This is a genomic window from Massilioclostridium coli (genome assembly GCF_900095865.1).
Lineage (GTDB): Bacteria > Bacillota > Clostridia > Oscillospirales > Ruminococcaceae > Massilioclostridium > Massilioclostridium facile.
In genome coordinates, this window is sequence record NZ_FMIZ01000007.1 from 1,186,941 (window position 1) to 1,213,479 (window position 26,539).

The following is a 26,539-nucleotide window of genomic DNA, read 5'->3' on the forward strand; positions in this document are numbered from 1 at the left end:
ATCCTTTCTTGCGGGGCAACTAATCCTGAAGGATTCCTGCGATGTAAATATTCACCTGGTATACAGCGACACCAGCCATATTCTGGACGGCTTCTTTTACCTGCCGTTGTACATTTTCTGCTGTGCGTTTGATCACATAGCCTTTATCCATTAAAATACCCAAGGTGATTTTTACGCTGTCCGCATTGGTTTCGATCATAATTTGCTTTGGTTTTTTGGCTTTTAACAAATAATCTTTTTTGCTGACAGGTACCAAAGCAAGGCCAGCGACGCCTTCTATTTCCATTACCGTTTGTTTTACAATTGCGCCAATTACTTCTTCCGATATTTTTAAATGGCCCGTAGATGTGGTTTGATTGATTTTCATGGTGTTTCCTCCTTGGTTCCTGTTGAAAATTTAACCAGATAAGCAAAACATTACTATCTTAATTAATATACCACATAATTGAAAAAAACACAAATATTTTCCCCCGAATTTCCGGCAAAGAAAAACTGGACAAATAACAGGTTTGCATTTATAATAAAATATTGCTGGTTTATGGTAATTTCGGCATTTTTCAACCAAATGCCAGAAGATAGCATACTGGATAGGTGTCTCTTTTTTCCGGCTATCCTGTAAAAAGAACTGGAACATTTTTCTTGTATTATGGGAATTCGTTCCTTGATTTAACCAAATCGGAGTAAATTTTTTTGTGGATAACCAAGCAATACTGCATCTGCGTTTTTTCATATAGGGGAAAAGGACACCTCAAGGTTTTGGCAAGTGGAAGGATTGCAGTATCTGTATCCCCTTTAGAGGGGGTAAATAAGAAACGCATCTGCTTTTTGTAGGTATGGGGTTACGGTTGTTTTCATGTATTTTTGTAGTAATTCCCCTCTGATTGGATTGATTTTGTTTCCCATAAGGTAGATGGATGCCGTATATCATAGCATTACAGTGCATGGTTTTGGTAGGCAGTTTTCCAATAGTCATTATTAGGAGGGAACTTGTTTCCTGCAATATGGGATCAAGGCAATCATCAATAGATTCGTTTTTGAAATAGGCGGATACCGCCTGCTACGATACAATAAAAATTTTGGAGGTTTGGGTTTGTTATGGTAACAAACAGTTTTACAAAGGGGTTTTGGGATGGGCTTCCCATTGCTTTGGGGTATTTATCGGTTTCTTTTACGTTTGGCATGGCTGCTGTGGCTCAGGGCATCCCAGTATGGGGCGCGGTAATGATTTCGATGACCAATGTTACGTCCGCTGGGCAGTTTGCTGGGCTTTCCTTGATGGCGGCTTCTGGCGGGATGTTTGAGATGGCATTGACCCAGCTCATCATCAACCTGCGTTACGCCTTGATGTCCCTTTCCCTCTCCCAAAAGCTGGAGAAGCATGTAAACCTGTTGGATCGGTTTGTGATTTCATTCTGCAACACCGACGAAGTGTTCGCGGTTGCCAGCGGCCAACGGGGGGAAGTGGGGAAACGCTATCTGTACGGGTTGATTCTCACCCCTTACTTTGGGTGGGCGATTGGCACGCTAATCGGGGCGGCAGCCAGCACTTTCCTTCCAGAATTTATCCGTTCCGCACTGGGCATTGCGATTTACGGCATGTTCCTGGCGATTATCATCCCACCGGCAAAGCATTTCCGCCCTGTACTTTGGATTGTGCTGCTCTCCGCTGGACTAAGCTGCGCATTCCGGTGGCTGCCAGTGCTGAACCAGGTTTCCCCCGGTTTTGTAATTATCATCTGCACCATCCTTACAGCGGCAATTGGCGCAAAATTCTTCCCAATTAACGAGGAGGACCCCCAATGAACATGAGTATTGAAAAATTTCTGCTATATGTAGCGGTGATGGCTGGGGTGACCTATTTGATCCGTATGCTGCCCCTGGTGATTTTTAAAAAGAAAATCCAAAGCCGTTTTATCAAATCATTTCTATTTTATGTTCCCTATGCGGTGCTTGCTGCGATGACCATACCGGACATCTTTTTTTCTACCGGAAACGTCTGGTCTGCAGTAGCAGGGCTAGTGGTGGCGGTAATCCTCGCCTATTTTGAAAAAGGACTGCTTACTGTTGCGCTGTATGCCTGTGGCGGGGTATTGGTGGTAGAATCCCTGCTGAAATTGCTGTAAGATTTACAAATTATTCACACTGGACATGGTTTTGTCATTGACTTTTCCCGTAGGGTATCGTACAATAGAGCCAAGTTTTACCCACAAAATTTTGATACCATATTTATGAGAAAGGCTACTAAAGATTATGGCTGACGGAGACCCTGGAGCGAATAGCAACCATTCTTTTTGGAAATAACAAGCATAGGAATCCCTTTGTAATAGGCAAGGGGCTCCTGTGCTTGTTTTTGTTTTATAAAATATGAAATTACATATACACAAGGAGGAACCATTGTGACAACCATTTTATTACAGCTTTTACTGCAGGTAGTATTGATTGCGTTAAACGCCTTTTTTGCTGCCAGCGAAATTGCGGTGATATCTTTAAACACCAACAAACTGCGAAAGCAGGCGGAAAGTGGGGATAAATCCGCCAAAAAAATCCTGAAAATCTCCGAAACACCCGCTAAATTTTTATCCACCATCCAAATTGGTATTACCTTAGCCGGATTTTTAGGGAGTGCGTTCGCAGCGGATAACTTCTCTGACCCATTAGTGGATTGGATGGTCAATACTCTTGGCTTCCACAGTATCTCCCCTTCCGCCTTAAATACCATTACCGTTATTTTAATTACGATTATCCTCTCGTATTTTACCCTGATTTTTGGCGAACTGGTGCCGAAACGGATTGCCATGCAAAAGCCAATGGCAATTGCGAAACTGGCTGCCAACGTAGTTTCGTTTATCGCGGTGGTAATGAAACCTGTTATCTGGTTTTTATCTGTTTCCACCAACGGCGTACTGCGCCTGCTGGGCATGAAAACCAAAGAGGAAGATGAAGCTGTAACCGAGGAAGAAATCCTGATGATGATGGACCTTGGAGAAGAAAAAGGCACTATCCAAAAGGGCAAACGGGAAATGATCAAGAATATCTTTGAATTTGATGACACCCCAGTAAAAGAAGTAATGACCAGAAGGATGGATATGGTGGCGCTCTCTGACCAGGCAACCACTGAGGAGATTTTACACGCCATCCATACCACAGGTTTTTCCCGCTTTCCAGTTTATCACCACACCCCTGACCATGTAACCGGTATTTTATACGCCAAGGAATACCTGCTAAACCTGCGGGCGGAACATCCAAAGACCTTACGCCAACTGCTCCACGCTGCCTATTTTATTCCGGAAACTATCCACAGTGATATCCTGTTCCGGAACATGCAGGCGAAAAAAATCCACATTGCAGTTGTCATCAACGAATATGGGGAAACCAGCGGCATTGTTACCCTAGAGGATTTACTGGAGGAAATTGTAGGCAACATCTACGATGAATTTGACCCAAGTGAAGAAAAGGAAATCTACCAGATTAAGAAAAACTGTTGGTGTGTTTCTGGTACCCTGCCACTGGATATGCTGGAGGATGAACTGAACATCCAACTGCCAGAGGAGCTGGAAGTGGATACAGTAGGCGGCTTGGTATTCAGCCAGCTAAAGGAGATTCCAAGGGATGGGACAAAGTTACACCTGGAATGTTATGGTTTAATTTTTGATGTTACCAAGGTGGAAAACCGCCACGTTACCCAAGTGTTTATCCGAAAAAAGCAGGATGGGCAGACCGAGCAGATGCAGGCATCTACTCCAATGGAATAGACAGAACGGAAATAAAAGGCAAATTATTGATGTAGTACTTGTTTATTTTGGGCTTCCCCATACTTTTTGGGGAAGCTTTTCTTTCTCTTCTAAAACGAAACAAGCTTGCTGTTTTTGATAACAACAAGCCTGCTGGAATGATAAAAAATAGGATTTGATTTTTATTATAACCCCTTAGGGGGTTATTTTGACGGGAACTATTTTATTTTGTTTTTGCACACTGTCGGTGCAACACAATAAAAAATAGGATTTGACTTTTACTACAACCCCTTAGGGGGTTATTTTGACGGGAACTATTTTATTTTGTTTTTACACACTGTCGGTGCAACACAATAAAAAATAGGATTTGACTTTTACTACAACCCCTTAGGGGGTTATTTTGACAGGAACTATTTTATTTTGTTTTTGCGCACTATTGGTGTAACACAATAAAAGATCAATGGTATTCCCGGTTGACCAAATCCGCTAAGGTAACGCTTTCTAAATATCCATCCACCATTTGCCCCAGTTTCTGCCACATGGGCAAAGTAATGCACTCCCCTGCCCGGGGACAGGTATTCTCATCACAACTTAAACAGGCAACTGGCGCCAGATTTTTCTCGGTTAACTCTAAAATTTCCCGGACAGTATAATCCTGTGCGGGGTGTGCCAAACGGTAGCCTCCGTTTTTGCCCCGGTGGCTTTCTACAAACCCGCTTTTGGCCAGCATTGACACAATCGCCTCTAGATATTTCATAGAAATTTCCTGGCGTTCTGAAATGGATTTTAAAGAAATATATTCATCTGCCGGATGCTGGGCAATATCAATCATTACCCTTAAAGCGTACCGGCCTTTTGTAGAAATTGTCATATTGAATCACCTCGCTTCTATTATACTATAATATCAGTAGGAATTCAATCTCCTGTTTTCCCGTTTTTTCAGAAAGGATTGACATTTTTAGCATAGACCGGTATACTGGAACTGGTAAAACAAAATAGATACTTGAAATACTATCTAAACACAGATTAGATGGGTACAAAAATTCCATTGAATGGCGTTGCCTACAGGTTGTTGTAGGTTTATAGCGTATTGGTATTCTTTTATTTGGTTCCCTGCCAAACAGGATGTGGAAATAGTGTCCTTAGAAAAGATTTGAAATGGTAACAAAGGAATTTTGCTGGGACAATCCACTATTCTTGCCCTACGCCAGGGTATCCTCTGAAATGCAAACCTGGCTGTTTATAAAATGGATGCTATTTTCTTTTTCTGATGCACGCGTTCGGCACAACATAAGAAACGCAATCAAAAGAAACACTGATATAATCAAGCGAGTATGGCGATATTTATTGGAAGCACATGGATTGGACTCCAGCTACAAAGCATTCCAGTGGGAGGGAACGAACCCTTTGACAATCAACTGTGGAACCCTTCTAGTGAGCAAACCAAAACCCGCTTCTTCTTATGACGGTTTTTTCCGCCCTATTTTTATGGAAAACCAACGATTGGCGGTTTTCTAATCCAATTGAATGATAATGGCTTTTTTCAGAAAGAGCCGTTCTTTTTTTCTGCTTTTTTAGCAAATAAAACAGATAAGGAGATCATGATGAACAACACTGAATTAGTAAAAAACCCGACCAAAAGTTTTGCGAAATATGTTTCTTTAAATGTATTGAGCATGTTTTGTTTCTCGCTGTATATCCTGGCGGATACCTTTTTTGTCGCCAACGGGATTGGAAGCCAGGGGATTGTGGCTTTAAACCTGGCGCTCCCTATTTACAGCGTTCTCAACGGGGCAGGTTTAATGATTGGCATTGGAGGGGGAACACAATTTTCCATTGCTTTGGGACAGAAAGACCACCTTACTTCCAATAAGGTTTTTACCCACTCATTTGTGCTGGCAATTGGCCTTGGTGTGGTTTTTACTGTGATTGGTGCAGGGTTCCCGGAACAGCTGGCAACTTTGCTGGGCGCCCATGAAAATGTAATGGAATTGACCTCGATTTATATCCGGACTGTTTTTTCGTTTTCCATTGTATTTATTTTAAACAACTGTCTACTGGCGTTTATCCGCAATGACGGCAACCCCAATTTAGCAATGATTGCCATGCTGTGTGGCAGTTTTAGCAATATTATTTTGGATTACGTTTTTGTGTTCCCCTGCCAGATGGGGATGTTTGGGGCGGCTTTGGCAACAGGAGGCTCCCCTGTCATCAGCCTGATCATTCTGTCCACCCATTTCCTGCGCAAGAAAAATGGGTTCCGTCTAACCCGCTGCAAACTGATGCTGCAGCGGTTCGGGAAAATCCTCAGCAATGGGCTGGCTACCTTTGTAGGGGAACTTTCTTCCGGGTCTGTTATTCTACTGTTTAATTATGTTATCCTGGATTTAACTGGGGATATGGGGGTTGCGGCATATGGTATTATCGCCAATATTGCCTTGGTATGCCTCTCTATTTACAATGGTATTGGACAGGGAATCCAACCGATTGTTAGCTATAACTACGGCGCTGGAAAAACCAAAAATGTCAAACGCACCCTATGGATGGCACTAACGGTTGCCCTGGGATTTGGAGTACTGTTTTATCTCTCCGGATTGTTTTTCTCCAGCGGCATTATCGCAGCGTTTAACCGGGAGGGCAGCCAGGAACTGATACAGCTGGCAACCCGTGGTATTCACATTTATTTTATCGGCTTTTTATTTATGGGGCTTAATATCGCATGCACCTCCTTTTTTGCCTCTATGGCACATGCCCGGCAATCGTTTTTGATCTCGATGCTCCGTGGTTTTATCCTGATTGTGCCACTAGTGTTGGTACTCCCCCGCCTCTGGCAGATGGACGGCGTTTGGTGGACGGTACCAATCGCCGAAATCGTCACTTTCCTAATTGCTGCTTTGATTGCCAAATCCTCCATACGTACAATGGAACAAAATGCTCAATTCACAGAGCAGGAAATGGATTTATCATAGAATAGCGATGGGATACAATATATGGATAACCAAACAGGCAGGCGGATACCTGCCTGTTTTTTTGATTTCCCCTCCCCTAAAGCCTAATTTTGCAATAAGCCCATTCTAAAAAGGTTGACAATCCAACTAATTTACGTTATAATAGTCCCCAGCAAAAATAGTTGGCTATCCAACAAATAGAAAGGGGAAAAGAAATTTGTCGAAGCTACCAATTACTTTATTAAAATACATCTCGATGATATACCGGAACACCAACCGCTATTTTGATATGGCTTTATCGGATACCAAAATTAGCAGTGGACAGTATTTCTTTTTGGGATTTATCTCGGAAAATGAAGGCCTGACCATGTATGACTTGGCAAAAATGGGCGGGTTTGACAAAGGAACGGTTACCAAAGCAGTACAAAAATTATCCGAAATGGATTATGTGCGGATTGAAACGGACCAGAATGACAAACGTGTCCGCCACCTGTACCTTACCAATAAAGCAAAGCCAGTTTTGGAACGCATATACGCAACCCGTGACCACTGGAAACACCAGCTGGTGGAAGGCTTTACACCAGAACAGGAACAGGAGATTACCGAAACCCTGCGGATGATGGCAGAACATTCCTGTGCGATTGTAACCGAAATAGCAGAACAGAAAGGAGAACGCACCCATGGAAAATAGCACTACCATATCCCAACAGACACCCAAAAACCCTTTGGGATATAAACCAATCTCCAGTTTATTGATTTCTTTTTCTGTCCCCGCAATTATTTCCTGCCTGATTAACTCCATCTACAATATTGTGGACCAGATTTTTATCGGCCAAGGGGTCGGATACTTGGGGAATGCCGCTACCACTGTCGCTTTCCCAATCATGACGATTATCCTGGCATTTGGTACCTTAATTGGAGCCGGTAGCAGCGCCTACGCCGCAATCCGCCTAGGGGAAAAGAACGAGGAAGAAGCAGAACGTACGTTAAACAACGCTTTTTTATTTACCATCTTGGTTGGTGTAGCTTTGATGGTACTGGGGCTTATTTTTTTAAAACCAATTTTAACCTTATTTGGCGCTACACAAAATATTATGCCCTATGCTATTGACTACACATCCATTATTTTAATTGGTACCCCCTTTAACATGATCGGGATTGTCTTATCCAACCTCGCCAGGACGGACGGGCATCCAAGGTTGTCTATGTATGGGATGCTGATTGGGGCTGTGCTAAATACCATCCTTGACCCAATTTATATTTTTGTATTCCACTGGGGGGTAAAAGGGGCGGCTATTGCCACAATTACATCCCAGATTATCTCCGCCGTTGTGTTGACAATCTACTTTGTGAAAAAGGTGAAAAAGCCCATCCACATGCGACTGAAAAAGAAATACCAAAAGCTATCCTGGAGAAGGATTTGGCGGTTTATCACCTTGGGTGTTTCCTCTGGTATTACCCAATCGGTTGCCTGTATTATGCAGGTTGTGATGAACAACTCACTGGTATACTATGGTAATCAAAGCTCAATTGGTGGGGATGTTGCCCTAAGCGCAATGGGGATTGTGATGAAAGTATCCATGATTATGGCAGCGTTTGGTGTAGGCGTTGGGATTGGCGCCCAGCCAATATTGGGGTTTAACCGTGGGGCACAGCAATACAGAAGGATTAAAAAGACCTATTTGATGGCAGTTATCTTTGCGACAGCATTAATTTTGATTGGTTGGATTTTTTGCCAGACAATGCCTGAAACAATCATCAGTATTTTTGGCAACGAAAACGCTCAGTTTACTGATTTTGCGGTGAGCTGCCTACGGATTTACCTGTTCAGTATTTTCTGTGCTGGGTTCCAGATTGTATCCACCAACTATTTCCAGGCAACTGGTCAACCACTAAAAGCTTCGATTCTATCCATGCTGCGTCAGCTTTTATTGCTTATCCCTTTGATTTTGATCCTTCCATTGTTCATGGGGTTAAATGGAATCTTGTATTCCGCTCCAATCGCGGACGCAGCTTCCGCTGTCATTGTTGCCTTTTTCATCATTCCAGAAATGAGAAAACTGAACCGAAACATCAAACTGGAACAGCCTGCTTCATAAACGGTTTCTACTTCTCTTTTTTCCAGAATACAAATCTTCCATAACTTGCTCTTCTCCTATGGGAAAGGATAGCATATTTTTTCAAAGATGGACTATGATTCTATGGGTTTCCGTTCCATCTATCCTATATACGAAGTATTGTTTGTATTTCTTGTTACATTGTACCATTTCCTTTATGACCGATAAAAATCCTCCACTGTTTTTTGAACAGATTCAGTAAAAACAAACAATAGACAGAAGCCCCCTGATGTAGGAAAATAGATACATCAGAGGGCTTAATTATGCAAAAAAGAAATTACACGCACGTATAGGAAATATTACCAGAAATCAAGGGAATGATTCAGGCAGGAAAAAGTCAGAATATTTTGGGTTCAAAGATAACTATGTGGTGAAAGAACTGCTAAAACGAGAACATCGTAAGCAAAGAAAACAGGCAGCAGGAATTATGCTACAGCCCAAAGGATGGACGAAAGTAAGTAGGGATTAGCGGAACAGGCATATAAAATCAAATGAAAAACAAACTGCTGTGGAATTTTCTGCAGTTGGCAGGAAGGAAATGAGGCCACCAGTAAAATATGCAGTAATATATGGTCATCGAGAAGAGTATCCAGTAACAAGTATGTGCAATTTCTTTAAGGTATCTCGAAATGATTACTACGGTTTTGTAGGTAGACTGACCAAACCGGAGAAAGATACAAGGACCCATATGCCAATGCAATGGCAGAAAATTTCTTCTCCATCCTCAAAGCAGAATGCATCTACTGGTACAAACCCGCTACTTTCTCCGAACCAAACGATATGATTGACCGATATATCCATTTTCACAAACACGAGCGCATCCAGATCGAAACAGTACGCTCATGCTGCGCTATTCCTGCTAAAACTCAATATTTCTGCACTAGAGGTCTTTTTTGTACTGTCTGCACAATATGGAGCAGTAAATTTGCTGAAGTAACCCCAAAAAATTAGACAATAATTCAAATCAAAAATGATTCAAACTGTCGAAAGGGTTTGCTGTCTGTGAATTACAGGCGGCAAGCCTTTTCACTTTACCTTGATTCTACGATTAAGCATCTCCGCCGTGATGCGACAATAACCGTATCGCCCTCTATTCTCGTGGTAGATCGCCATAATCCCTTCCTTAGTAGATGATTCATATTTATCTGAGTGTTTCATCCGTTTTAGATGATAGTAGAAGTTTGCTCGGGGCAATTGAGCGATTGAAAGAAGTATCTTCAGAGAATGTTTTTGCCTCAGCTTCTGAACTACCAGCGTTTTTTCTGCTGGTGTCGCTCGTCTTTCAAAACCAAGGCTTGCAAATTTTTTAGGTAGTCATTCTCCGCTCTCAACCGCTGTACTTCATCCAGCAAATCTTCTTCCACCTTTTTTGGCAGTTGTTTTGGAGGTCGTCCTTTGCTGCTACGTCCACGCCGTTCCATGGCAAAGCCTTCCGAACTTTCGGTCGAGTAGATGCGCTCCCATGCCATGATCCATTTGTGGTCATTGATTTCAAATCTTCGTGCAGTTTCTCTATAGCTCAGCTTTTCTTTCTGCATGGTTTCCACTACCAGTTTCTTAAATTCTAGTGTGTATCATTTGTTTGGTGTTCCTTTTGGCATTAAAATCACCCCATCCGTTAGACATTATATCATACTGTCTAACAAATGGGGTGCAGTTCAGTTTATCCACATAGGGATTTTTCTTTACTTAACACAGCAGGTTATGCACTTTTCTATTTTCCTGTTTTGGAAATACAATTATTTTTTCTTTTTCAGAGCTACTACTGCTGCGCCTGCCAATACCAGTGCCATTACTCCTGCGATTGGTGCAACATCACCTGTTTTGGCTGCGTTTGCTTTTGTTGTGGTAGATTCTTGCCCTGTTTGTGTACCGTCTGCTTTGTTGTCATCTGGTGTTTCGGTAGATGGTTTTTCTACTGCTACCAGACCTTTCATTGCTTCTTGTACACTTACTACTGCTGCGTCTACTTCTTCCTGGGTTGCATCTTCGTTCGCCATCACTGCGTTTGCTTCTGCTACTGCTGCTTCCAGTACTGCATAGCTTTCCGCTGTATATGCGTTCGCATCTTTGCCGTTGGCTTCCGCAATTACCTTTTCCAGGATGGATTTATCTGCTTTGTATCTCAGGTTCAACATCGCATTCAACAGATTGCTTTCTGCTGTTTCAATTTCCGTCTGCATTGCATTGTCTTTATCCGCTAATAAATCTTGTGCTGCTTTCAATGCTTCTAAGAATTCTGCCTGACCTGCTTCTACATAGTCATTCATGTCATAGCCTTCTGCCAAGGATACCAGAGCTTCTAAGGAAGTAATATCTCCTTTGACAAAGCCTAATTTATGGATTTCTGTCATCAATGCTTTCCATGCTGCATCTATTGCATCCTGAGTTGCTGCTGGATCAGCCGCAATTTCTTTTGCTGCATCCAATGCTGCATTAAAGGATTCCTGTACATCTTTGATAACATTGTTAAAGTCATCAGATGTTTTCTGTTCTTCAGCATAGGTAATCACTTTGTTCAGGATATCTTTATTGGTTTCTACTGGTGGATTTGGAATATCAGTTGTGTCATATACACCCATTTCCGCCAATTGCAGGAAATAGTAGTTCGGGTCAGCCTGTGCTGCGTCACCCAGTTTGGTTACGTGTAATCGAATATACCGAGCTGTTACAGGTTCAAACTCAAACACAGATGGTTTGCCCTGGCTTGCTTCGTAATCTTCGTAAGAAGATACTGTGGTATATTCTTCTGCGCCATCCGCTTTTACTTCAAAAGAGAAGTTTCTTGGGAAGGAGGCTACTCCACCGTTCACGCCAACAGTATCTGACCTTGGGTAGAGCTGTACACGGTTAAAGGTAGTATCTTCTCCAAGGTCGATTTCTACCCAGTAATCTACATCCTGAGTATGACCTTGAGTTGTGGTAAACCCTGCACTACCGCCTTGGGTTACTAAAATTCCATCTACCAGTTTTTCACTGGACCAATCTCCGGTATTCCAGCCAGCGTTACTGCTAACCGGTTTGTTCAATGCCAGATTATCATGACCAATCCATTCTACTTGAGCTGTTAATGTCATATCTTTGGTTGGAGTTACAGTAATGGTGGAACCTTCTGCGGTTTGGTCTCCTGTCCAGCCAGTAACAGTGTAATCCACATCATTTTGTGGAGCTGCCTGGATAGTAATACTTTTTCGTTCGTTGGAAAAAGTTTGTATTTTGTTACAAATTAAGCCCATTTATGGGCTTTTTTACTATATTTTTTCCGACAGAAAAAGTATGGTTTTTCATGTAAAAATATATTTTACGTTTTTATTATATCGTATAATTACTATGAACACAATACTTCTATATACTTTTTAGAAATTTTAACAATATTCAACAATAAAAATTATAGGAAATGCCCTATTTTTGGGCCGCACCAACAAGTGTGATCATAAAATAAAGTAAAAGATACCTTACTATTAATTTTATTGGTAATTAAATTAAGAGTTTTCTAGTTTCACAAATAACGACTAAAATATTTGTGGAATTTGGAAATATTTTTTTCTTTTGAAATCGATTATACTGAAAAGGAAAGGAACAGGGAAACTGGAGTAACAACAATTTTGTTGGAAAAGGAGGATAGCAATCAATTTACTATTTCATAGCACAAAGGAGGAAAAGACTTTGAGGAAAATGAAAAAATTGCTTAGCCTTGTGTTAAGCTGCTGCCTGCTCTGTACGCCAGTGCTGACCGTAACCGCCAGCGTGGAGGATGCGGAGAACAAACCCACTACTGACTGGACGGCAAACTGGATTTGGGATGACAGCGATACCGGAAATACCTGGATGAATTTCCGCAAGGAGATTACGCTGGACCAGGTGCCGGAATCCGTCACAGCCAGAATCGCGGTGGACACCCGCTACTGGCTGACTGTAAACGGGGAACCGGTGGTATTCGAGGGCCAATTGAAACGTGGGCCAACGCCGGAAGACACCTATTTTGATGAAGTGGAACTTGCTCCTTATCTTCACGAAGGGGAAAATACCATTGCGGTACAGGTATGGTACTGGGGTCCCCGTGTAGCTTTAGGGGAAGGAAAATTCAGCCAGAGCTTCTCGGATAATTCTTCTGGTAAAGGCGGCTTTTTGTTTGAGGCGGATTTTGGGGACCGGAAAGTGGTTTCGGATAAAAGCTGGAAGGTCTGCAAGGATGCCGCTTATATTGACGACAACCCCTTTAACGAAGACCAGCCAAACTACCGTCTGCCAGAATACAACGTGTATTATGATGCCCGTCTGGAAATTGGGGATTGGACTGACCCCAACTTTGATGACAGTTCCTGGGCAAACGCCACCGAACTGGGCAAAGCCCCCTGCGCCCCTTGGAACCAGCTATACGAACGCTCCATCCCACAATGGAAGGACTATGGCTTAAAAGAATATTTGAACATGGATGCCTACCGGGGAAACGTCACCACCGAGGATGAGGTCATCCAGATGGACCTGCCTTACAATGCCCAGATCACCCCATACTTAAAGGTGAAAGCCCCTGCCGGAAAGAAAATTGAAATGCGCACCGAAGTAAACGAACGGGGCTATGGCACAGTGATGAACACCTACATCACCAAAGAGGGGGAACAGGAATTTGAGGCGCTGAGCTGGTTCAATGGGCAGCATGTGTTCTACACCATCCCGGCCGGCGTGGAGATTATCAGCCTGCAATACCGAGAAACTGGATATGATACCGAATTTGCCGGCAGTTTTTCCAGTGAGGATGATTTTTATAACACCCTGTGGCAAAAGGCGCAGCGTTCCCTGTATATTAATATGAGGGATAATTTTATGGACTGCCCTGACCGGGAACGTGCCCAGTGGTGGGGGGACGCCACCAACGATATGAACATCGCTGCGTACGCCTTTGACCCCTCCGCCTTTTTGCTGTACGAAAAAGGCCTGGACACCATGGCCAACTATGTGGACCCGGAAACCGATGTGCTGCAAACCATTGTGCCAATCCGTGCCCGCTTATTGGAATACCCGGTACAGCAGCTAGCGGGGATCAACGGCTACTGGGATTACTATATGTACAGCGGCAACAAGGAAATTCTGGAACAAATGTATGATTCCGCCAAAAACTACCTGAACCTTTGGGAAATTGGGGACGACGGTTTAGTGGTTCACCATTATGGTACAGCGGAATGGCCCGACTGGGGCGACAACGCCGATATGATTACCCTGGAAAACGCCTGGTATTACCTGGCGCTTGGGGCAGCGAAAAAAATGGCGGCTGAAATCGGACGCGATGAGGATATCGCCCTATACGATGCCCGGATGCAGACCCTTTACCGTGGCTACCAGACGCTTTGGACAGAGGATGGTTTCCGCTCCAACGCTGTCGCCCAACCGGATGACCGTGGAAACGCCATCGCTGTATTGGCGGGCTTGGCGGATGAAACCCAGTATCCAACCATCCAGAGGCTGTTAAAAAACACCTACAATTCCAGCCCATATATGGAAAAATACATCCTGGACGCTTTGTGTAAAATGGATTTGATGGAAGACGCCCAGGCAAGGATGAAAACCCGCTATACTCCAATGGTGGAAGATGATTACACCACACTGTGGGAGTATTGGAACAAGAGCTCCGGCACCAACAACCACGGTTGGTCAGGCGGCCCACTGGTTACCATGTCCAGATACATGGCCGGCATTGCCCCAACTGCCCCAGGGTATTCGGAATACCAGATCAAACCGGATATGGGTGAGTTAAACCAGATCAGCTCGACTGTTTCCACCGTAAAAGGGGAAATCAAGGTGGATTTAAAACGGGACGCTGCTGCCAAAACATTTGATTTTGGTTTCACCTCCCCTGCCAACACCACTGCTACCATCGCCATTCCACGCTTCGCGGAAGAAAACATGACGGTTTCTGTTGGGGATACTGTGGTATTTGCCAACGGGGCAGCGGCGGATGCTGTACAGGGCGTTACCTACACAGGAAACGACAGCGAATACATCTATTTTGTAGTACAGCCCGGCAGCTGGAACTTCCATGCGGAAGCAGCCCAGCCTGGAACAGCACAGGAGTATCCAATCGAAATCAATGGGGCATCCGGTTCCATCCTGTTAAACGGAACCCAAATCAACCTTCCTTATACCGACACGGTTGCCGCTGGCTCTGAACTCACAGTAGAAGCGGTTCCGGAAGAAGGCAAGGTATTTTCCGGATGGTCCGGCAGCTACGCTTCCAAGGATCCTACCATTACAATCCAGGTAGACCATCCGGTCCGCTTAACCGCCAACTTTAAGGATGAAGTGGAAAAACAGTATTATCTGGTCCACATTGAGGACCCTGTGGATTCCCAATCCAGGATTGAGTACGAGGGGACGGAATACACCCTTCCGGCTACGATTGCCGTACCGAAAAATGAAAACGCCACCATTACAGCGCTGGACGATACCTTTATCAACTGGGGCGGCAGCCTGTTCTCCACAGAACGCAGCCTGACCCTGACAGTGACCAACGATACCACCATCCTGTTAAACGCGGCGTACAACAAAACAAGCAATTTTGCCCTTGGCGGGAATGTGACGGCCACCAATACCATCAATAATTCCACCTGGACCAACCAGCATCTGACCGATGGCAACCTGGACACCGGCATGAGCACCAATGTCATTAAAAACGTGGCGGAAGACGGCAGCATTACCCCATATGACATCACCGTTGACCTGAAACAAACCCAGACGTTTGACAACGTTGTGCTTTACCCAAGGACAAATTCCCATACAGAGGAGTACCTCTCCCCCAACTTTCCACGGGAATTCACCATCCAGGTCAGCAATGATGGGGAAACCTTCACCGATGTGAAACAGGTGGTGGTAGACCCCAATCCGAACAAAACACCGGTTAGCATCGATTTTGAGGTGCAGACCGCCCGCTATATCCGAATCCATGTAACCCGCATGGGGGATTACGCAGCGGATGAATCCGCCATCAACCCTTACCGTGTACAGCTGATGGAGCTGGAAGTTTACAACAAAAACCATCCGGCGGAAGAATGCACCCTCAGTCTGAACGCTGTTGGGGAGGGCACTGTACGGATCAACGGGCAACTGGAACAGTTCCCATTCAACAAAAGCTATCCAGCGGGAAGCATTGTTTCCATAGAAGCGGTGGCGGCAACCGAAGGGGATTTCCAGTTTATTGGATGGACTGGAAAAATGGAAACAACCAACCGTCCGCTCTATGTACAGCTTAATGAAAACATCAGCCTGACCGCCCAGTTTAAATCCATGCACGAGGTGGAAAAAGTAAACCTGGCGGCTGGAAAAACCGTAAAAGCGAACAACAGCTTAAACAGTTCTGACTGGAAACCAAATTATCTGACCGATGGCAAGACGGATTCCAACACCAAAGGCGCCAGAGGGTTCTCCTCCAACAAATATTTTGAAGCGGAATTAACTTCCAACCAGCCTTGGGTCGAAATCGATCTTGGCACCGCTTCCAAATTTAATGAGTTGGTGATCTATCCACGTACCGACACCACTACCGCGGATGGGGAAACCCCAAACTATCCGGAGGAATTCCAGATTCAGGTAATGGATGAAAACGGGGATTACCAAACCGTATTGGAGGTAACCGGGCAACAGGCTTCTTCCATCGATGGCGCCCAAACCTACCAGTTTGACGACCAGACCTCCCGTTATATTCGGATTTTCCCAACCAAACTGGGGACTCCAGCAAAACAGGAAACCTACTACTACCGGCTGCAATTGGCGGAAATTGAGGTTTACAACGAACAGATAGATTCATCCCCTGTGGAAACCGGTAAAATTACCTTAACCAGCAGTTCCGACAGGATGACGGCTGGCAGCCAGATGGAAGTCACCGCTACAGTGGAAAATTCCAGCCTGGAGGATAACTCCCTGATTTGGACTGTTGAGGATGAACAGGGTATGGTATCCGATGTTTTAAGCCTTTCCAACCTGGATACCAACCAGCCAACTGTGACGGCAAACCGGGAAGGTTCCGCCTATGTGGTAGCCCGGTTCGCCAACGGCTTGCCAACCATGGCAAAACTGAAAATTGAAGTGGAACAGCTGGATCTTTCCATTTTAAATGCGGTGATTACTTATGCGGAAGATGCCAAAGCCAGCGGCGAATATGACAACGCCATTGAAAGCGTACAAAAATCCTTTGACGTAGCGTTGGAAAACGCCAAGGCAGTGGCAGGAAATAATGCAGCGACACAGGAACAAGTGGATGCGGCATGGCGGACATTGCTGAATGAAATCCATAAATTAGGATTTGTAGCTGGAGATAAAACCGCCCTAGCTTCTCTGATCGAAGCAGCCAACGGTATCAACGCTAAACTTGACCTGTATGTGGAAGCAGGAAAAGCGGAATTTACCGCAGCATTGGAAGCAGCAGTAGGAGTATATGAAGATGGCGACGCCATGCAGGCAGAAGTCAATACCGTGGCTGACAACCTGTTAAACGCGATGCTCAACCTGAGGTTAAAAGCGGATAAATCCATCCTGCAACAAGTGATTGCGGAAGCAAACGGAAAAGATGCGAACGCTTACACAGCGGAAAGCTACGCAGTACTGCAAGTAGCAGTAAATGAAGCAAATGCAATCATGGAAAATGAAAACGCAACCCAGGACGAAGTGGACACAGCAGTAACAAATGTACAAACTGCAATGGATAACCTGGTAGCGGTAGATGGAACTTCTGCTGAAACACCAACAGAAAATGTTGCCCAGACCGGACAGGAATCCACTACATCCAAAACGAACGGAGCAAAAACAGGCGACTTCGCCCCAATCGCAGGGCTGGCAGCCATCGCTTTTGCAAGTGGTATGCTATTATTCACTCGCAGAAAAAGATAATTTTTTCATTTTTCTCTCGTATTTATAATAGGACATCCTCCATTTTATCAAGTATAAGGTTGCGGATGTCAATTGCAACAAAACACTCTGATACAGGATCATTCTATAATACGCAAAAGGGAAATTTTATTTCCTAGCTAGATAATACAACTTATAGGTATACCCTTATATAAAAAAACAAGCCATTTTAAAATGGCTTGTTTTTTTATATAAATAGTTTTATGGTAGTTTTTAGCGTAAAACTATTTAGAGAATAGATACTATAGCAGTTTTTTATTAGGACCTTTCTCTATCATTTTTATTTGATGATATATTGCATGAGAAAATAAAACACAGAAGTTCCAAACATTGGATAAAATCGGAAACATTATCCCCTAACCGCCTTTTCCCGATTAGCGATAGAAATAACCTACCCTTCCAGCAGAATTATTCAAACGCTTTGGCGACATTTTTCAACTGCTGAATGATGTCAATATGCTGTGGGCAGGCGCGCTCACACTGGCCACACTCAATACAATCAGAAGCTTTCCCATAAGTTTTGGCATAATTTTCGTAATAAACCGACTGAATGGAAAATCCCTTGTTGGAAGATAGCTGTTCCGCGTTATACAAAGCAAAATATTTGGGGATAGCAATCTTTTTTGGGCAGCCTGCTACGCAGTATTCACAAGCAGTACAAGGGACTGCGATGGATTTGTTAATTTGATCTACCGCTTGGGAGATCACCTTTTGTTCCTCTGCTGTCAGCGGTTTAAAATCTTCCATATAACCGGTATTGTCCAACAACTGTTCCATATTGGACATTCCACTCAATACTACCATTACATTTTCCAAGCTGGCAACATAACGGATTGCCCACGAAGCAAACGACCAGTCTGGGTGCGCCTGGTGGAACAGTTGTTTCACTGATTCCGGTACATTTGCTAGTGTGCCGCCTTTTACCGGTTCCATAACTACAACTGGTTTTTTGTGTTTAGTGGCAACCTCGTAGCATTTTCTGGATTGAATGCTTTCATTCTCCCAATCCAAATAATTCAGTTGCAGTTGGACAAAGTCCACTTCTGGATGTTTGGTTAAAATTTCATCCAGCAACTCAGCGTTATCATGGTAGGAAAAACCAATGTTGCGGATTTTTCCCTCCTCCTTTTTTTGCTGGATAAACTCAAAGGCATGGAATTTTTCCGCAATCTGATTGTGGTCAATCTTCAGGTTATGAAGCAGATAGTAATCAAAGTAATCTACTCCACATTTTTCCAGCTGTTCCTGAAAAATCCGGTCCAAATCCTCCTGCTTTTTCAAAAACATGGTGGGCATTTTAGTCGCCACAGTAAAACTCTCCCGTGGATGACGTTTCACCAATGCTTCCCGTAAAGCGATTTCACTTTTAAATTCATGGTACATATAGGCTGTATCAAAATAGGTAAACCCTTTTTCCAAAAATGTATCCACCATCTTACAGACAGTTTCCATGTCAATATTAGCATCGTCTTCCCCGATTTTTGGAAGGCGCATCATACCAAATCCAAGCCGTTTCAAACGGAATCCCTTCTTTCTCATATTGATCATTATCCTTTTTACATGCCAATTTACAAATTGTTTCGCTTGCAAAAAGAATCCTATTTTATGTTTAATTCTATTAAGGTTTGCTGTATTTTCTGCAAAGCAGTTTCCGGATCAGAAATCCCTTCCACAGCATTTTCCATTGGACAGGGACCTGTTCCCGCACGGTTGATAATCATAGGGACTTTTTGACCATATTCCAGTTCAATCCCATATTGGGTGAACACTTCCGCCGCCTTTTCGCTGACAACTGGAGTGTACACCGCTGTTATCCCTAACATCACAAACAACAGCGCGGATGCTTTTCCGATGACTTTATCAGCTGCGGAAAACCCTGTTAAATCTGTGCCGCTTTGAATCCATTCCACCAAAGGGGCAACCCCTCTGGATTGACTGGTATACATGGTATCCTCCTTGCACACCACACAGGTATAAGGCTGTTGCAGCAAAATTTCCTTTGCTTTTTGTAGATTATTCATAGTATTTTTTGAGCCCTTCCATACGGTATAACAACAGTGGAATAATTGCCCATTGTAACAGGATGCCTGGCAGACCTTGGGCAACACTGGTCCAGATAGAAGCAAGTTGAACCGCTTGGTTTCCAAAACCAAATACAGCGATGGCGATGGCGATTCCTCTTACTACACGGCCGGCAACTTGAGCGATAACCAGTTTTGCGAATACAGGCATTTTGACATGAACCAACAAACCACTTACCAAACCATATCCAGCCAGTTCAAACATCATAAACGGCAATAACGCTGCTGCTGGCATACCGGAAATCGCAAAACTGACCAATGGGCTAACCGCACCGGCAATGATGCCAACAACTGGCCCTGCCATTAATCCTGCAACAAATACAGGGATGTGCATTGGTAAAAATACAGAGCCCAACATCGCTCCAGTACCGGAAATAATTCCCATGACATGGAACAATTGTGGTAAAACAATCGCAGTAGCGATTGCCAAAATAGTAGTAATGGTTTTTGCCTTAAATGCGGTTTTATTCAATGTAATAGTAGACATAGTCAAATCTCCTTTATTTTGATTGTGTTATACCATAGTGTGCATATCTTCTTATAAACACTAGGTATCCTTAAAATTAGATTTTATTTTCTATTTCTGAAAAATATCTTGTGCCTGTTTCATATTATTTCGCACAGGTACTTCAAACGGACAGCGTTTTTCACATTGCCCGCATTGGACGCACTCACTAGCTAAATGAGGCAATGCAGCATAATGTTCCCGTACTGTTTCCGGAATTTCCCCCTGTGCTTTGGCTAGGTTAAGGAACTTTGTCACTGCCGCGATATCAATCCCTTTCGGGCATGGAGCGCAGTGTCCGCAATACATACAATGCCCTTTCCAGCTGATTTTTGGAAGAGACGCAAATGCTGTAGCATAATCCCGCTCTTCCTCAGATGCGGTTTCATACTCCAGATTTGCCCGCAATTCCTCCATGGAATGGATGCCGGACATGACAGTAGCAACAGCGGGACGGGTCAGCGCATAGTGGATGCACTGGTTAACGGTAAGCGGCATACCTGCTGGAGAATACTTACTCAACAGGTCACCTCCGCCAAACGCCTTCATGACGGTGATTCCAACGCCTAAGCGTTGGCAGACTTCATATAAATGTTCCCGCTGTGGATCCATATTGATCAAATCCTTGGAATAGCTTTCTTCCGACCAGAGGTTCTCACAATCCTCATCCCCCGGCAACAAATCGTAACAGGGGTTGATGCTGAACATCAATACATCGATTAATCCGCTTTTTACCGCTTTTAACGCGGCAATTGGATTATGGCTGCTCAATCCGATAAAACGGATTTTCCCCGCTTTTTTCTGTTCCAGAGCGTACTGTATCACATCGCCATTGGCAATTTCATCCCAAGTTTCCACCGAATCCACATAATGGATCATACCAATATCAATATAATCCGTTTTCAGGCGCTTTAACAAATCCTCAAACGATTCTTTTACCTCATTTTGTTTACGGGTGGCTTTGTACTGCCCATCCTGCCAAATGGTGCAAAGATGTGCCTGCATAATAAAGTTTTCCCGCCTGCCTTGCAATACCGTTCCAATATTGTCCCGCAATTCTGGATTTGGACTATACAGATCCATGCAGTTTACTCCCTGGGAAATAGCATACTCAAACAATTCTCTAGTAAACTCCATGCTACGTCCATTAAAACCCTCACATCCTAGACCAATCTCACTGACTTGTAGCCCTGTCCTTCCTAATATCCGATACTCCATAATATTCCTCCCTTCCTTAAGATATTTGATGAATCCAACGGCTGAGTTCCTCCTGGGAAGTTGCCATGCTGGAAGCTCTAAAATAGATATCAATTTCCGGTTGTACCAAGGCGTCTGGACAACTTTGTTGTAAATCTTTAATTGTGTGTCCAATCCATCCGCCATCTGTAATAAATGGATACACTTTTTTACCCGCCAGGGAATTTTGCTCCAAAAAACTTGCTACCGCAGGGGCATAGGTATACCACCAGACAGGAGATCCCAACACAATCGTATCATACTGGCTGATATCAACCCCGATTGGCTGGATAGGAGGATGATACCTCTGGTCAACCTCTTTTTTTCCTTGGTTAACTACTGTATTATAATCCCCAGTATAAGGAGTCACTGTTTCAATTCTGGCAATATCTCCACCAATTTCCTGGTGGATTTTTTCTGCAACTTGTTTTGTATTTCCACTGTAAGAATAATACAATACCAATGGTTTCATTCAAACACTTCCTTTTTGCTTTATTATTTTGCTGTATCTAGCATATACAAACTTCAGCGTAACATCGGGCTGGAATCTATCCACAAAACAGACCGTTTGCAAAATTTAAAAAACAGATCCTGAAAACGATGTTTCCGCCTCAAAATACCGCCACTTATCAACCAGTCTTTTCCTTTCTTCACTTTGAGATATGATAAAAACAAATGAATACGTTCGGTCTTGCGAGAAATTATCTATCAAAAAATTACTGATAGCCTAACAGTTTACAAATAGACAAGATAGCATTTTAAGATATCCATGATACCTATCACATCCTTATGCTTGTTCCGCCGCCTGGTTGATACAACGCAACGCATTCAAACTCCGTGGATACCCAATATAGGGCAGGCATTGGGAAACAACCTGGATCAAGAATTCCTTATCATTCCCCACCTTCATGTTGGCTGCTGCATGGCTGATCAATTGCGGTTCGCATCCTCCTTGGGCAGAAAGGAAACAAAAAGTAATCAATTCCCTCTGTGCGTAATCCAATCCTTTACGTGTGTAATAATCTCCAAAACAGTTGGACGCCAGCCAATAATTGATATGGCGTGATTCTTCCGGGCCAGATTTGTAGAATTCCTTCATACCATCCCCGAAAATATCTACCTGAGTTTGTATTCCGGCCTGTAAACGGGTTTCAGGTGTAGTAGTTGACTGCCCTTCCAATGGGAGCGAAATGCCTTGTTTCTCAAAATACTGGTTTAACGCAGACAAAAATGGGCGCACTCTACCCCAACCTAAATAGGCCACCGCCTGGTAAACAATCTCTTTCAATTCAACAGGTGTTACTCCCGATTGTTCTGCAACTGGAAGCATTGCAGTAAATTCTTCTATTCCTTGGCACCCTAATAAAGTGGAAATAATCGCCATCATTCGAGTATGGTTATCCAAATTTCCCTGGTCAATTACAGCGTCAAACGCAAAATTCTGGAACAATTCAGAAAATTCCGGGTCTGTTTCTGAAAAACAGCTGCTTTCCTTTAAAAACTGTTTTTGTTGTTTCGTTTCTGTTAATTCCATTTATTTTCCCTCCTTATGGATTTTATCATATCACTTGGAGCGCACTCTAAGTCAAGAGTTTTTTTCCATTTTTGTAAAAAAATCTGTATTACAAATGAAATTATTACGAACAAAATACTTATCACAAAAACATATGTTTGCAAATTATATTTTATTTTGTCGAAAATTGTAGACGAAATACTATTTTTTTGCTATAATAGGGATGAAAAGTAAAATTATGGAGGAATTTATATGAAAAAAGGATTAACAATCGTTCTTGCGGTTGTTTGTACCTGTTTATTCTTAACATCCTGTGGATGTGACCATGAATGGGAAGAAGCAACCTGCCAAGCACCAAAAACCTGTAGCAAATGTGGAAAAACCGCAGATGATAAATTGGGTGACCACCAATGGAAAGATGCTACTTGCACAGAAGCAAAAACCTGTAAACTATGCGGCGAACGGACAGGAGAAGCTTTGGGGCATACACCAGGTGAATGGACAGAAACCCAGCCTGCTTCTTGTTCACAGGAAGGCTCGAAAGAAAGTACATGCACTGTATGTGGAGCAAGGATACCAAAGATCATTCCAAAATTAGACCATACCTTAGCGGATTGGGAGATTCAAACACCAGCTACCTATTCAGATGCCGGAACCCGCATCCAAAAATGTACTGTTTGCGGCCAAATTATTAACAGCGAATCCTATAATATGACAGAGGAAGAAAAGAACCAATGGTTAAAAGGCAACTGTCAAAAATACAGCTTTGAACAAATAGCCCGCAATCCTTCCGAATACAACGGAAAATATGCTGTATTTACAGGAGAAGTAGTTCAAGTAATGGCAGGGTATGGATATGATACGTTGCGGGTCAACATTACCAAACAAGGAACCTACTCTACTTATTGGACAGACACTATTTATGTAAAAAACTACGCCAAATCTTCTACCCGGGTTTTGGAAGATGACGTGATCACTATGTACGGACAGTTAAAAGGGGAAACCAGCTATGAATCTGTATTAGGTTCTACCGTTACCCTACCTCAATTTGATGCCTATATCGTAGAAATCCAATAAAAAATAAAGGTCAACTATATTTTATATATAACGAAAAGCAACATATAAAATCAGATAGAATACAAAAAAATCTATCTTGTTTTTATGCTTGACCAATACTGATACCACATCATAATAATACTATATTACTGTGGTTCTTTCACAAAAATAATTTTGTTGTATGACAACACACCATTCTTGAAATGAAAAAGCCAATAGGGATATTCTTTCTAGACTAACCCTACTGGCTTTTTTTATAGAAACCTGTATGATATTTCTTTTATGCTTTCCTCTATTCGCATTGGAACTACATCAATCTGACTCACTGATAAAAATAAAAACATCATGTAATCAGTATTTCCAAATCAGAATAAATAAAACTTTATAAACAGCTATTCTTTACAGTTACTTTCTTAATATACTTCTCTCTGAAGATGACATTTTTAAAATGCTATCAACAATTTTTCCTATTTTATAAGTCATAGTATTCCATAAACCGCATAATCATCGTTGCTCCACCCGCACGGTCAGTGGATCCCTGTGGGTTGATAATATTCTGGTTGTTTTCCCCTTTGATGATTCCTGTACCGATTGCCCATTCCATTGCGTCTTTCGCAAATCCACTAACATCCTTTCCATCCTGATATTCATCTAATGATGTCCGTTCAGATGTATCCAATTTTTTATGCTGGGCGTATCGGTATAACATAGTTACTGTCTGTTCTCTCGTGATTTCATCGCCAATTCCAAAGTACCCATTATCATAGCCTGTTGCTACTCCTGTTTGATGTCCCCACATGACTGCATCTGTATAAAAATCCCCTGCTGGTACATCTGGGTAAATCGGACTGTAGCTTACACTTGGTTTCCCATCCATACGATATAACATCGTTACAATGTGGTCACGGGTCATGCTCACACTTGGGCCAAAGGTTGTTTCATTCATTCCAGTGATGATACCTCTATCGTAATTGAACCTTGCTGCATTAAAAAACCAATCACTATAAGAAACATCATAATAAGGCAAAACACCGGGCAATTCTTTTACAACCGCTGTTAAGTTCAGACTGGTTACCCCGATAGGCAAGTCAAAACTAATAGTTTCGGAAGTTTCCCAGTTTGCTGGAGAAACATTTGGAAGTGCATCAATGCCGGATAACTCCCATTTAGTAAACAGTTCGTTTTTAGCCATGTCCGCTTTGACAGTAACACGGGTTCCCATTGGTGCCGTTAAACTGGTGCTGCTGCCAGTTTCCCCATATCGATAGACCACGCCGCCTGATACACGAACTGTCTGCCTGGTACTGCTATCCGATGTTTGATAGCCAGAATTGCTATTATAATTGCTGTTGGAAATCACAGGTTTTATCGAATCATCACGGTACTGGTACATGGCTTTGTTTAGGCTATCCACCGTTATAGTAGTCCAGCCATTACTGGTAGGGCCACCTGCCAGGAAAAAGCTTTCATATCCAAAACCACTGTTGAGAAAACTGTCATTATTTGTTACATCTACAATATAATTGGAACCATTCATTGGCACTACATTCCACATATGGGCAAAAGCAGAACTAGCGGTGTTTCCTACATAGCCGTTTACTGTGTAGCACTGAATCCCCGCCATATCGCATAAATACTGGAATGCTTTCGCATATCCCTCACATGTAACATTGGTTGAAGCGTTGCCATCAAATACATAAACCAGTTGGAACAAGTCGCCATAAGAAGACGAAGTAGCATCCGCATAATTTACATGGTCACAAATCCACTGATTAAAATAAGATAATTTTTCTACTAAGCTCTTTCCTGCCACTTGTGCCACAACATTCTGGGCTGTAATCAAAGCATTGGTAGCGCGTTTCATTTTATAAGAATCTACTGTAAAATAATAATATTTTGTCTGGCCGTTGATACGGATTGATTCCGCAGAAGCGCTGCTATCCCGATAATCTTTGGCCACACTCATTTTAACATCCAAATTTCCATTTTTATAATCGGTATAAACACAGCCTTGGGTTTTATCATACCAAAATAGCTGTTCTGGCAAGTCCGTTAATAAGGCGTTTAATGCTTTGTTAAAATCAGAACTCAATGTAGAGGATTTATAATGGGAAATTTTTAAAGAACTTATTTTTGCTGTCCTTGTTTTGCCAGAAACAATATTCTGTACCAGATCATACAACCCATTGTAAATATCCTTTGCCTGACTGGATAACCGTGCTCCTCCTTCATAATTGGAAAAAGGCTGTATTTCTACCGGCTCATTCTGTTGTTCTAACTGAGAAATAATTTGTGATGTTGTTTGTGTATTTTCTGAAGCGAATGCTGTAGTGGACATTATCCCTGCCACCATGATCCCCGAGAGAAAAAAAGAAAGTAATTTTAATGCTAGTTTCTGTTTCATAAGTACCCCGCTTTTATTCATGAAATTACGCAATGATAAAAACTGCCCATTTC

22 protein-coding genes are annotated in these 26,539 nt (G+C 42.9%); 11 read left to right on the top strand and 11 right to left on the bottom strand.

What is annotated here, in order from left to right:
• Window positions 1–19: 19 nt before the first annotated feature.
• Complete coding sequence (locus BQ2683_RS10545; protein ID WP_069989001.1) at window positions 20–367, bottom strand: Asp23/Gls24 family envelope stress response protein; 348 nt, start codon at window positions 365–367, stop codon at window positions 20–22.
• Window positions 368–1,095: 728 nt separating this feature from the next.
• Between BQ2683_RS10545 and BQ2683_RS10550 the strand changes: the two genes are divergently transcribed.
• From BQ2683_RS10550 to BQ2683_RS10560, 3 genes are all read left to right on the top strand, one after another.
• The gene (locus tag BQ2683_RS10550) at window positions 1,096–1,803 is read left to right on the top strand and encodes an AzlC family ABC transporter permease (RefSeq protein WP_069989002.1); all 708 of its coding nucleotides are present in this window, start codon (window positions 1,096–1,098) and stop codon (window positions 1,801–1,803) included.
• Window positions 1,800–2,123 (top strand): AzlD domain-containing protein, encoded by a 324-nt coding sequence (locus BQ2683_RS10555; protein WP_083256460.1) that lies wholly within the window; start codon window positions 1,800–1,802, stop codon window positions 2,121–2,123. Before BQ2683_RS10550 ends, BQ2683_RS10555 begins: the two co-directional genes overlap by 4 nt.
• Before the next feature lie 273 nt (window positions 2,124–2,396).
• On the top strand, window positions 2,397–3,752 hold the full coding sequence (locus tag BQ2683_RS10560; RefSeq protein WP_069989003.1) for a hemolysin family protein: 1,356 nt from the start codon (window positions 2,397–2,399) through the stop codon (window positions 3,750–3,752).
• Window positions 3,753–4,188: 436 nt separating this feature from the next.
• Here BQ2683_RS10560 and BQ2683_RS10565 read toward each other — a convergent pair whose 3' ends face one another.
• Window positions 4,189–4,602 (bottom strand): RrF2 family transcriptional regulator, encoded by a 414-nt coding sequence (locus BQ2683_RS10565; protein WP_069989004.1) that lies wholly within the window; start codon window positions 4,600–4,602, stop codon window positions 4,189–4,191.
• 491 nt (window positions 4,603–5,093) lie between these two features.
• Between BQ2683_RS10565 and BQ2683_RS13440 the strand changes: the two genes are divergently transcribed.
• The 6 genes from BQ2683_RS13440 (at window position 5,094) to BQ2683_RS13930 (ending at window position 9,747) form a co-directional block, all read left to right on the top strand.
• The gene (locus BQ2683_RS13440) at window positions 5,094–5,249 is read left to right on the top strand and encodes a hypothetical protein (RefSeq protein ID WP_159427376.1); all 156 of its coding nucleotides are present in this window, start codon (window positions 5,094–5,096) and stop codon (window positions 5,247–5,249) included.
• Between the two features lie 86 nt (window positions 5,250–5,335).
• Entirely contained in the window at window positions 5,336–6,700 is a 1,365-nt protein-coding gene (locus BQ2683_RS10575) for an MATE family efflux transporter (protein ID WP_083256461.1), read from the top strand.
• A 196-nt stretch (window positions 6,701–6,896) separates the two neighbouring features.
• Window positions 6,897–7,370: a MarR family winged helix-turn-helix transcriptional regulator gene (locus BQ2683_RS10580; protein ID WP_083256462.1), complete on the top strand. Its 474-nt coding sequence runs from the start codon at window positions 6,897–6,899 to the stop codon at window positions 7,368–7,370.
• On the top strand, window positions 7,360–8,778 hold the full coding sequence (locus tag BQ2683_RS10585) for an MATE family efflux transporter (RefSeq protein ID WP_069989006.1): 1,419 nt from the start codon (window positions 7,360–7,362) through the stop codon (window positions 8,776–8,778). The genes BQ2683_RS10580 and BQ2683_RS10585 overlap by 11 nt, the downstream gene beginning before the upstream one ends.
• Before the next feature lie 556 nt (window positions 8,779–9,334).
• The gene (locus BQ2683_RS13505; RefSeq protein WP_162493157.1) at window positions 9,335–9,580 is read left to right on the top strand and encodes a hypothetical protein; all 246 of its coding nucleotides are present in this window, start codon (window positions 9,335–9,337) and stop codon (window positions 9,578–9,580) included.
• Complete coding sequence (locus BQ2683_RS13930; RefSeq protein WP_141720214.1) at window positions 9,496–9,747, top strand: IS3 family transposase; 252 nt, start codon at window positions 9,496–9,498, stop codon at window positions 9,745–9,747. The genes BQ2683_RS13505 and BQ2683_RS13930 overlap by 85 nt, the downstream gene beginning before the upstream one ends.
• A 296-nt stretch (window positions 9,748–10,043) precedes the next feature.
• Here the strand turns inward: BQ2683_RS13930 and BQ2683_RS13555 are convergent, their stop codons facing one another.
• Complete coding sequence (locus BQ2683_RS13555; RefSeq protein ID WP_076939168.1) at window positions 10,044–10,334, bottom strand: transposase; 291 nt, start codon at window positions 10,332–10,334, stop codon at window positions 10,044–10,046.
• Window positions 10,335–10,535: 201 nt separating this feature from the next.
• A complete protein-coding gene (locus BQ2683_RS10595) occupies window positions 10,536–12,032 on the bottom strand; it encodes a discoidin domain-containing protein (RefSeq protein WP_069989007.1) in 1,497 nt (498 codons plus the stop codon).
• A gap of 439 nt (window positions 12,033–12,471) precedes the next feature.
• Here BQ2683_RS10595 and BQ2683_RS10600 point away from each other — a divergent pair, with 439 nt between their 5' ends.
• Window positions 12,472–17,673 (top strand): alpha-L-rhamnosidase-related protein, encoded by a 5,202-nt coding sequence (locus tag BQ2683_RS10600; protein ID WP_235843932.1) that lies wholly within the window; start codon window positions 12,472–12,474, stop codon window positions 17,671–17,673.
• Window positions 17,674–18,099: 426 nt separating this feature from the next.
• On the opposite strand, the gene BQ2683_RS10605 is transcribed toward BQ2683_RS10600, so the two are convergent.
• From BQ2683_RS10605 to BQ2683_RS10630, 6 genes are all read right to left on the bottom strand, one after another.
• Window positions 18,100–19,230 carry an aldo/keto reductase gene (locus BQ2683_RS10605; protein ID WP_069989009.1) on the bottom strand — a complete coding sequence of 377 codons (1,131 nt, stop codon included), beginning with the start codon at window positions 19,228–19,230 and terminating at the stop codon, window positions 18,100–18,102.
• Between the two features lie 59 nt (window positions 19,231–19,289).
• Window positions 19,290–19,712: a DUF1893 domain-containing protein gene (locus BQ2683_RS10610; RefSeq protein ID WP_069989010.1), complete on the bottom strand. Its 423-nt coding sequence runs from the start codon at window positions 19,710–19,712 to the stop codon at window positions 19,290–19,292.
• Window positions 19,705–20,259 (bottom strand): ECF transporter S component, encoded by a 555-nt coding sequence (locus BQ2683_RS10615; protein WP_069989011.1) that lies wholly within the window; start codon window positions 20,257–20,259, stop codon window positions 19,705–19,707. Before BQ2683_RS10615 ends, BQ2683_RS10610 begins: the two co-directional genes overlap by 8 nt.
• 90 nt (window positions 20,260–20,349) lie before the next feature.
• Window positions 20,350–21,495, bottom strand: coding sequence for an aldo/keto reductase (locus BQ2683_RS10620; protein ID WP_069989012.1), 1,146 nt, complete (start codon window positions 21,493–21,495; stop codon window positions 20,350–20,352).
• Between the two features lie 16 nt (window positions 21,496–21,511).
• The gene (locus BQ2683_RS10625) at window positions 21,512–21,985 is read right to left on the bottom strand and encodes a flavodoxin (RefSeq protein ID WP_069989013.1); all 474 of its coding nucleotides are present in this window, start codon (window positions 21,983–21,985) and stop codon (window positions 21,512–21,514) included.
• A gap of 315 nt (window positions 21,986–22,300) precedes the next feature.
• The gene (locus tag BQ2683_RS10630; RefSeq protein ID WP_069989014.1) at window positions 22,301–23,047 is read right to left on the bottom strand and encodes a carboxymuconolactone decarboxylase family protein; all 747 of its coding nucleotides are present in this window, start codon (window positions 23,045–23,047) and stop codon (window positions 22,301–22,303) included.
• Between the two features lie 231 nt (window positions 23,048–23,278).
• Here BQ2683_RS10630 and BQ2683_RS10635 point away from each other — a divergent pair, with 231 nt between their 5' ends.
• A complete protein-coding gene (locus BQ2683_RS10635; protein WP_069989015.1) occupies window positions 23,279–24,103 on the top strand; it encodes a hypothetical protein in 825 nt (274 codons plus the stop codon).
• 451 nt (window positions 24,104–24,554) lie between these two features.
• On the opposite strand, the gene BQ2683_RS10640 is transcribed toward BQ2683_RS10635, so the two are convergent.
• Entirely contained in the window at window positions 24,555–26,486 is a 1,932-nt protein-coding gene (locus BQ2683_RS10640; RefSeq protein ID WP_159427378.1) for an S-layer homology domain-containing protein, read from the bottom strand.
• Between the last annotated feature and the right edge of the window lie 53 nt (window positions 26,487–26,539).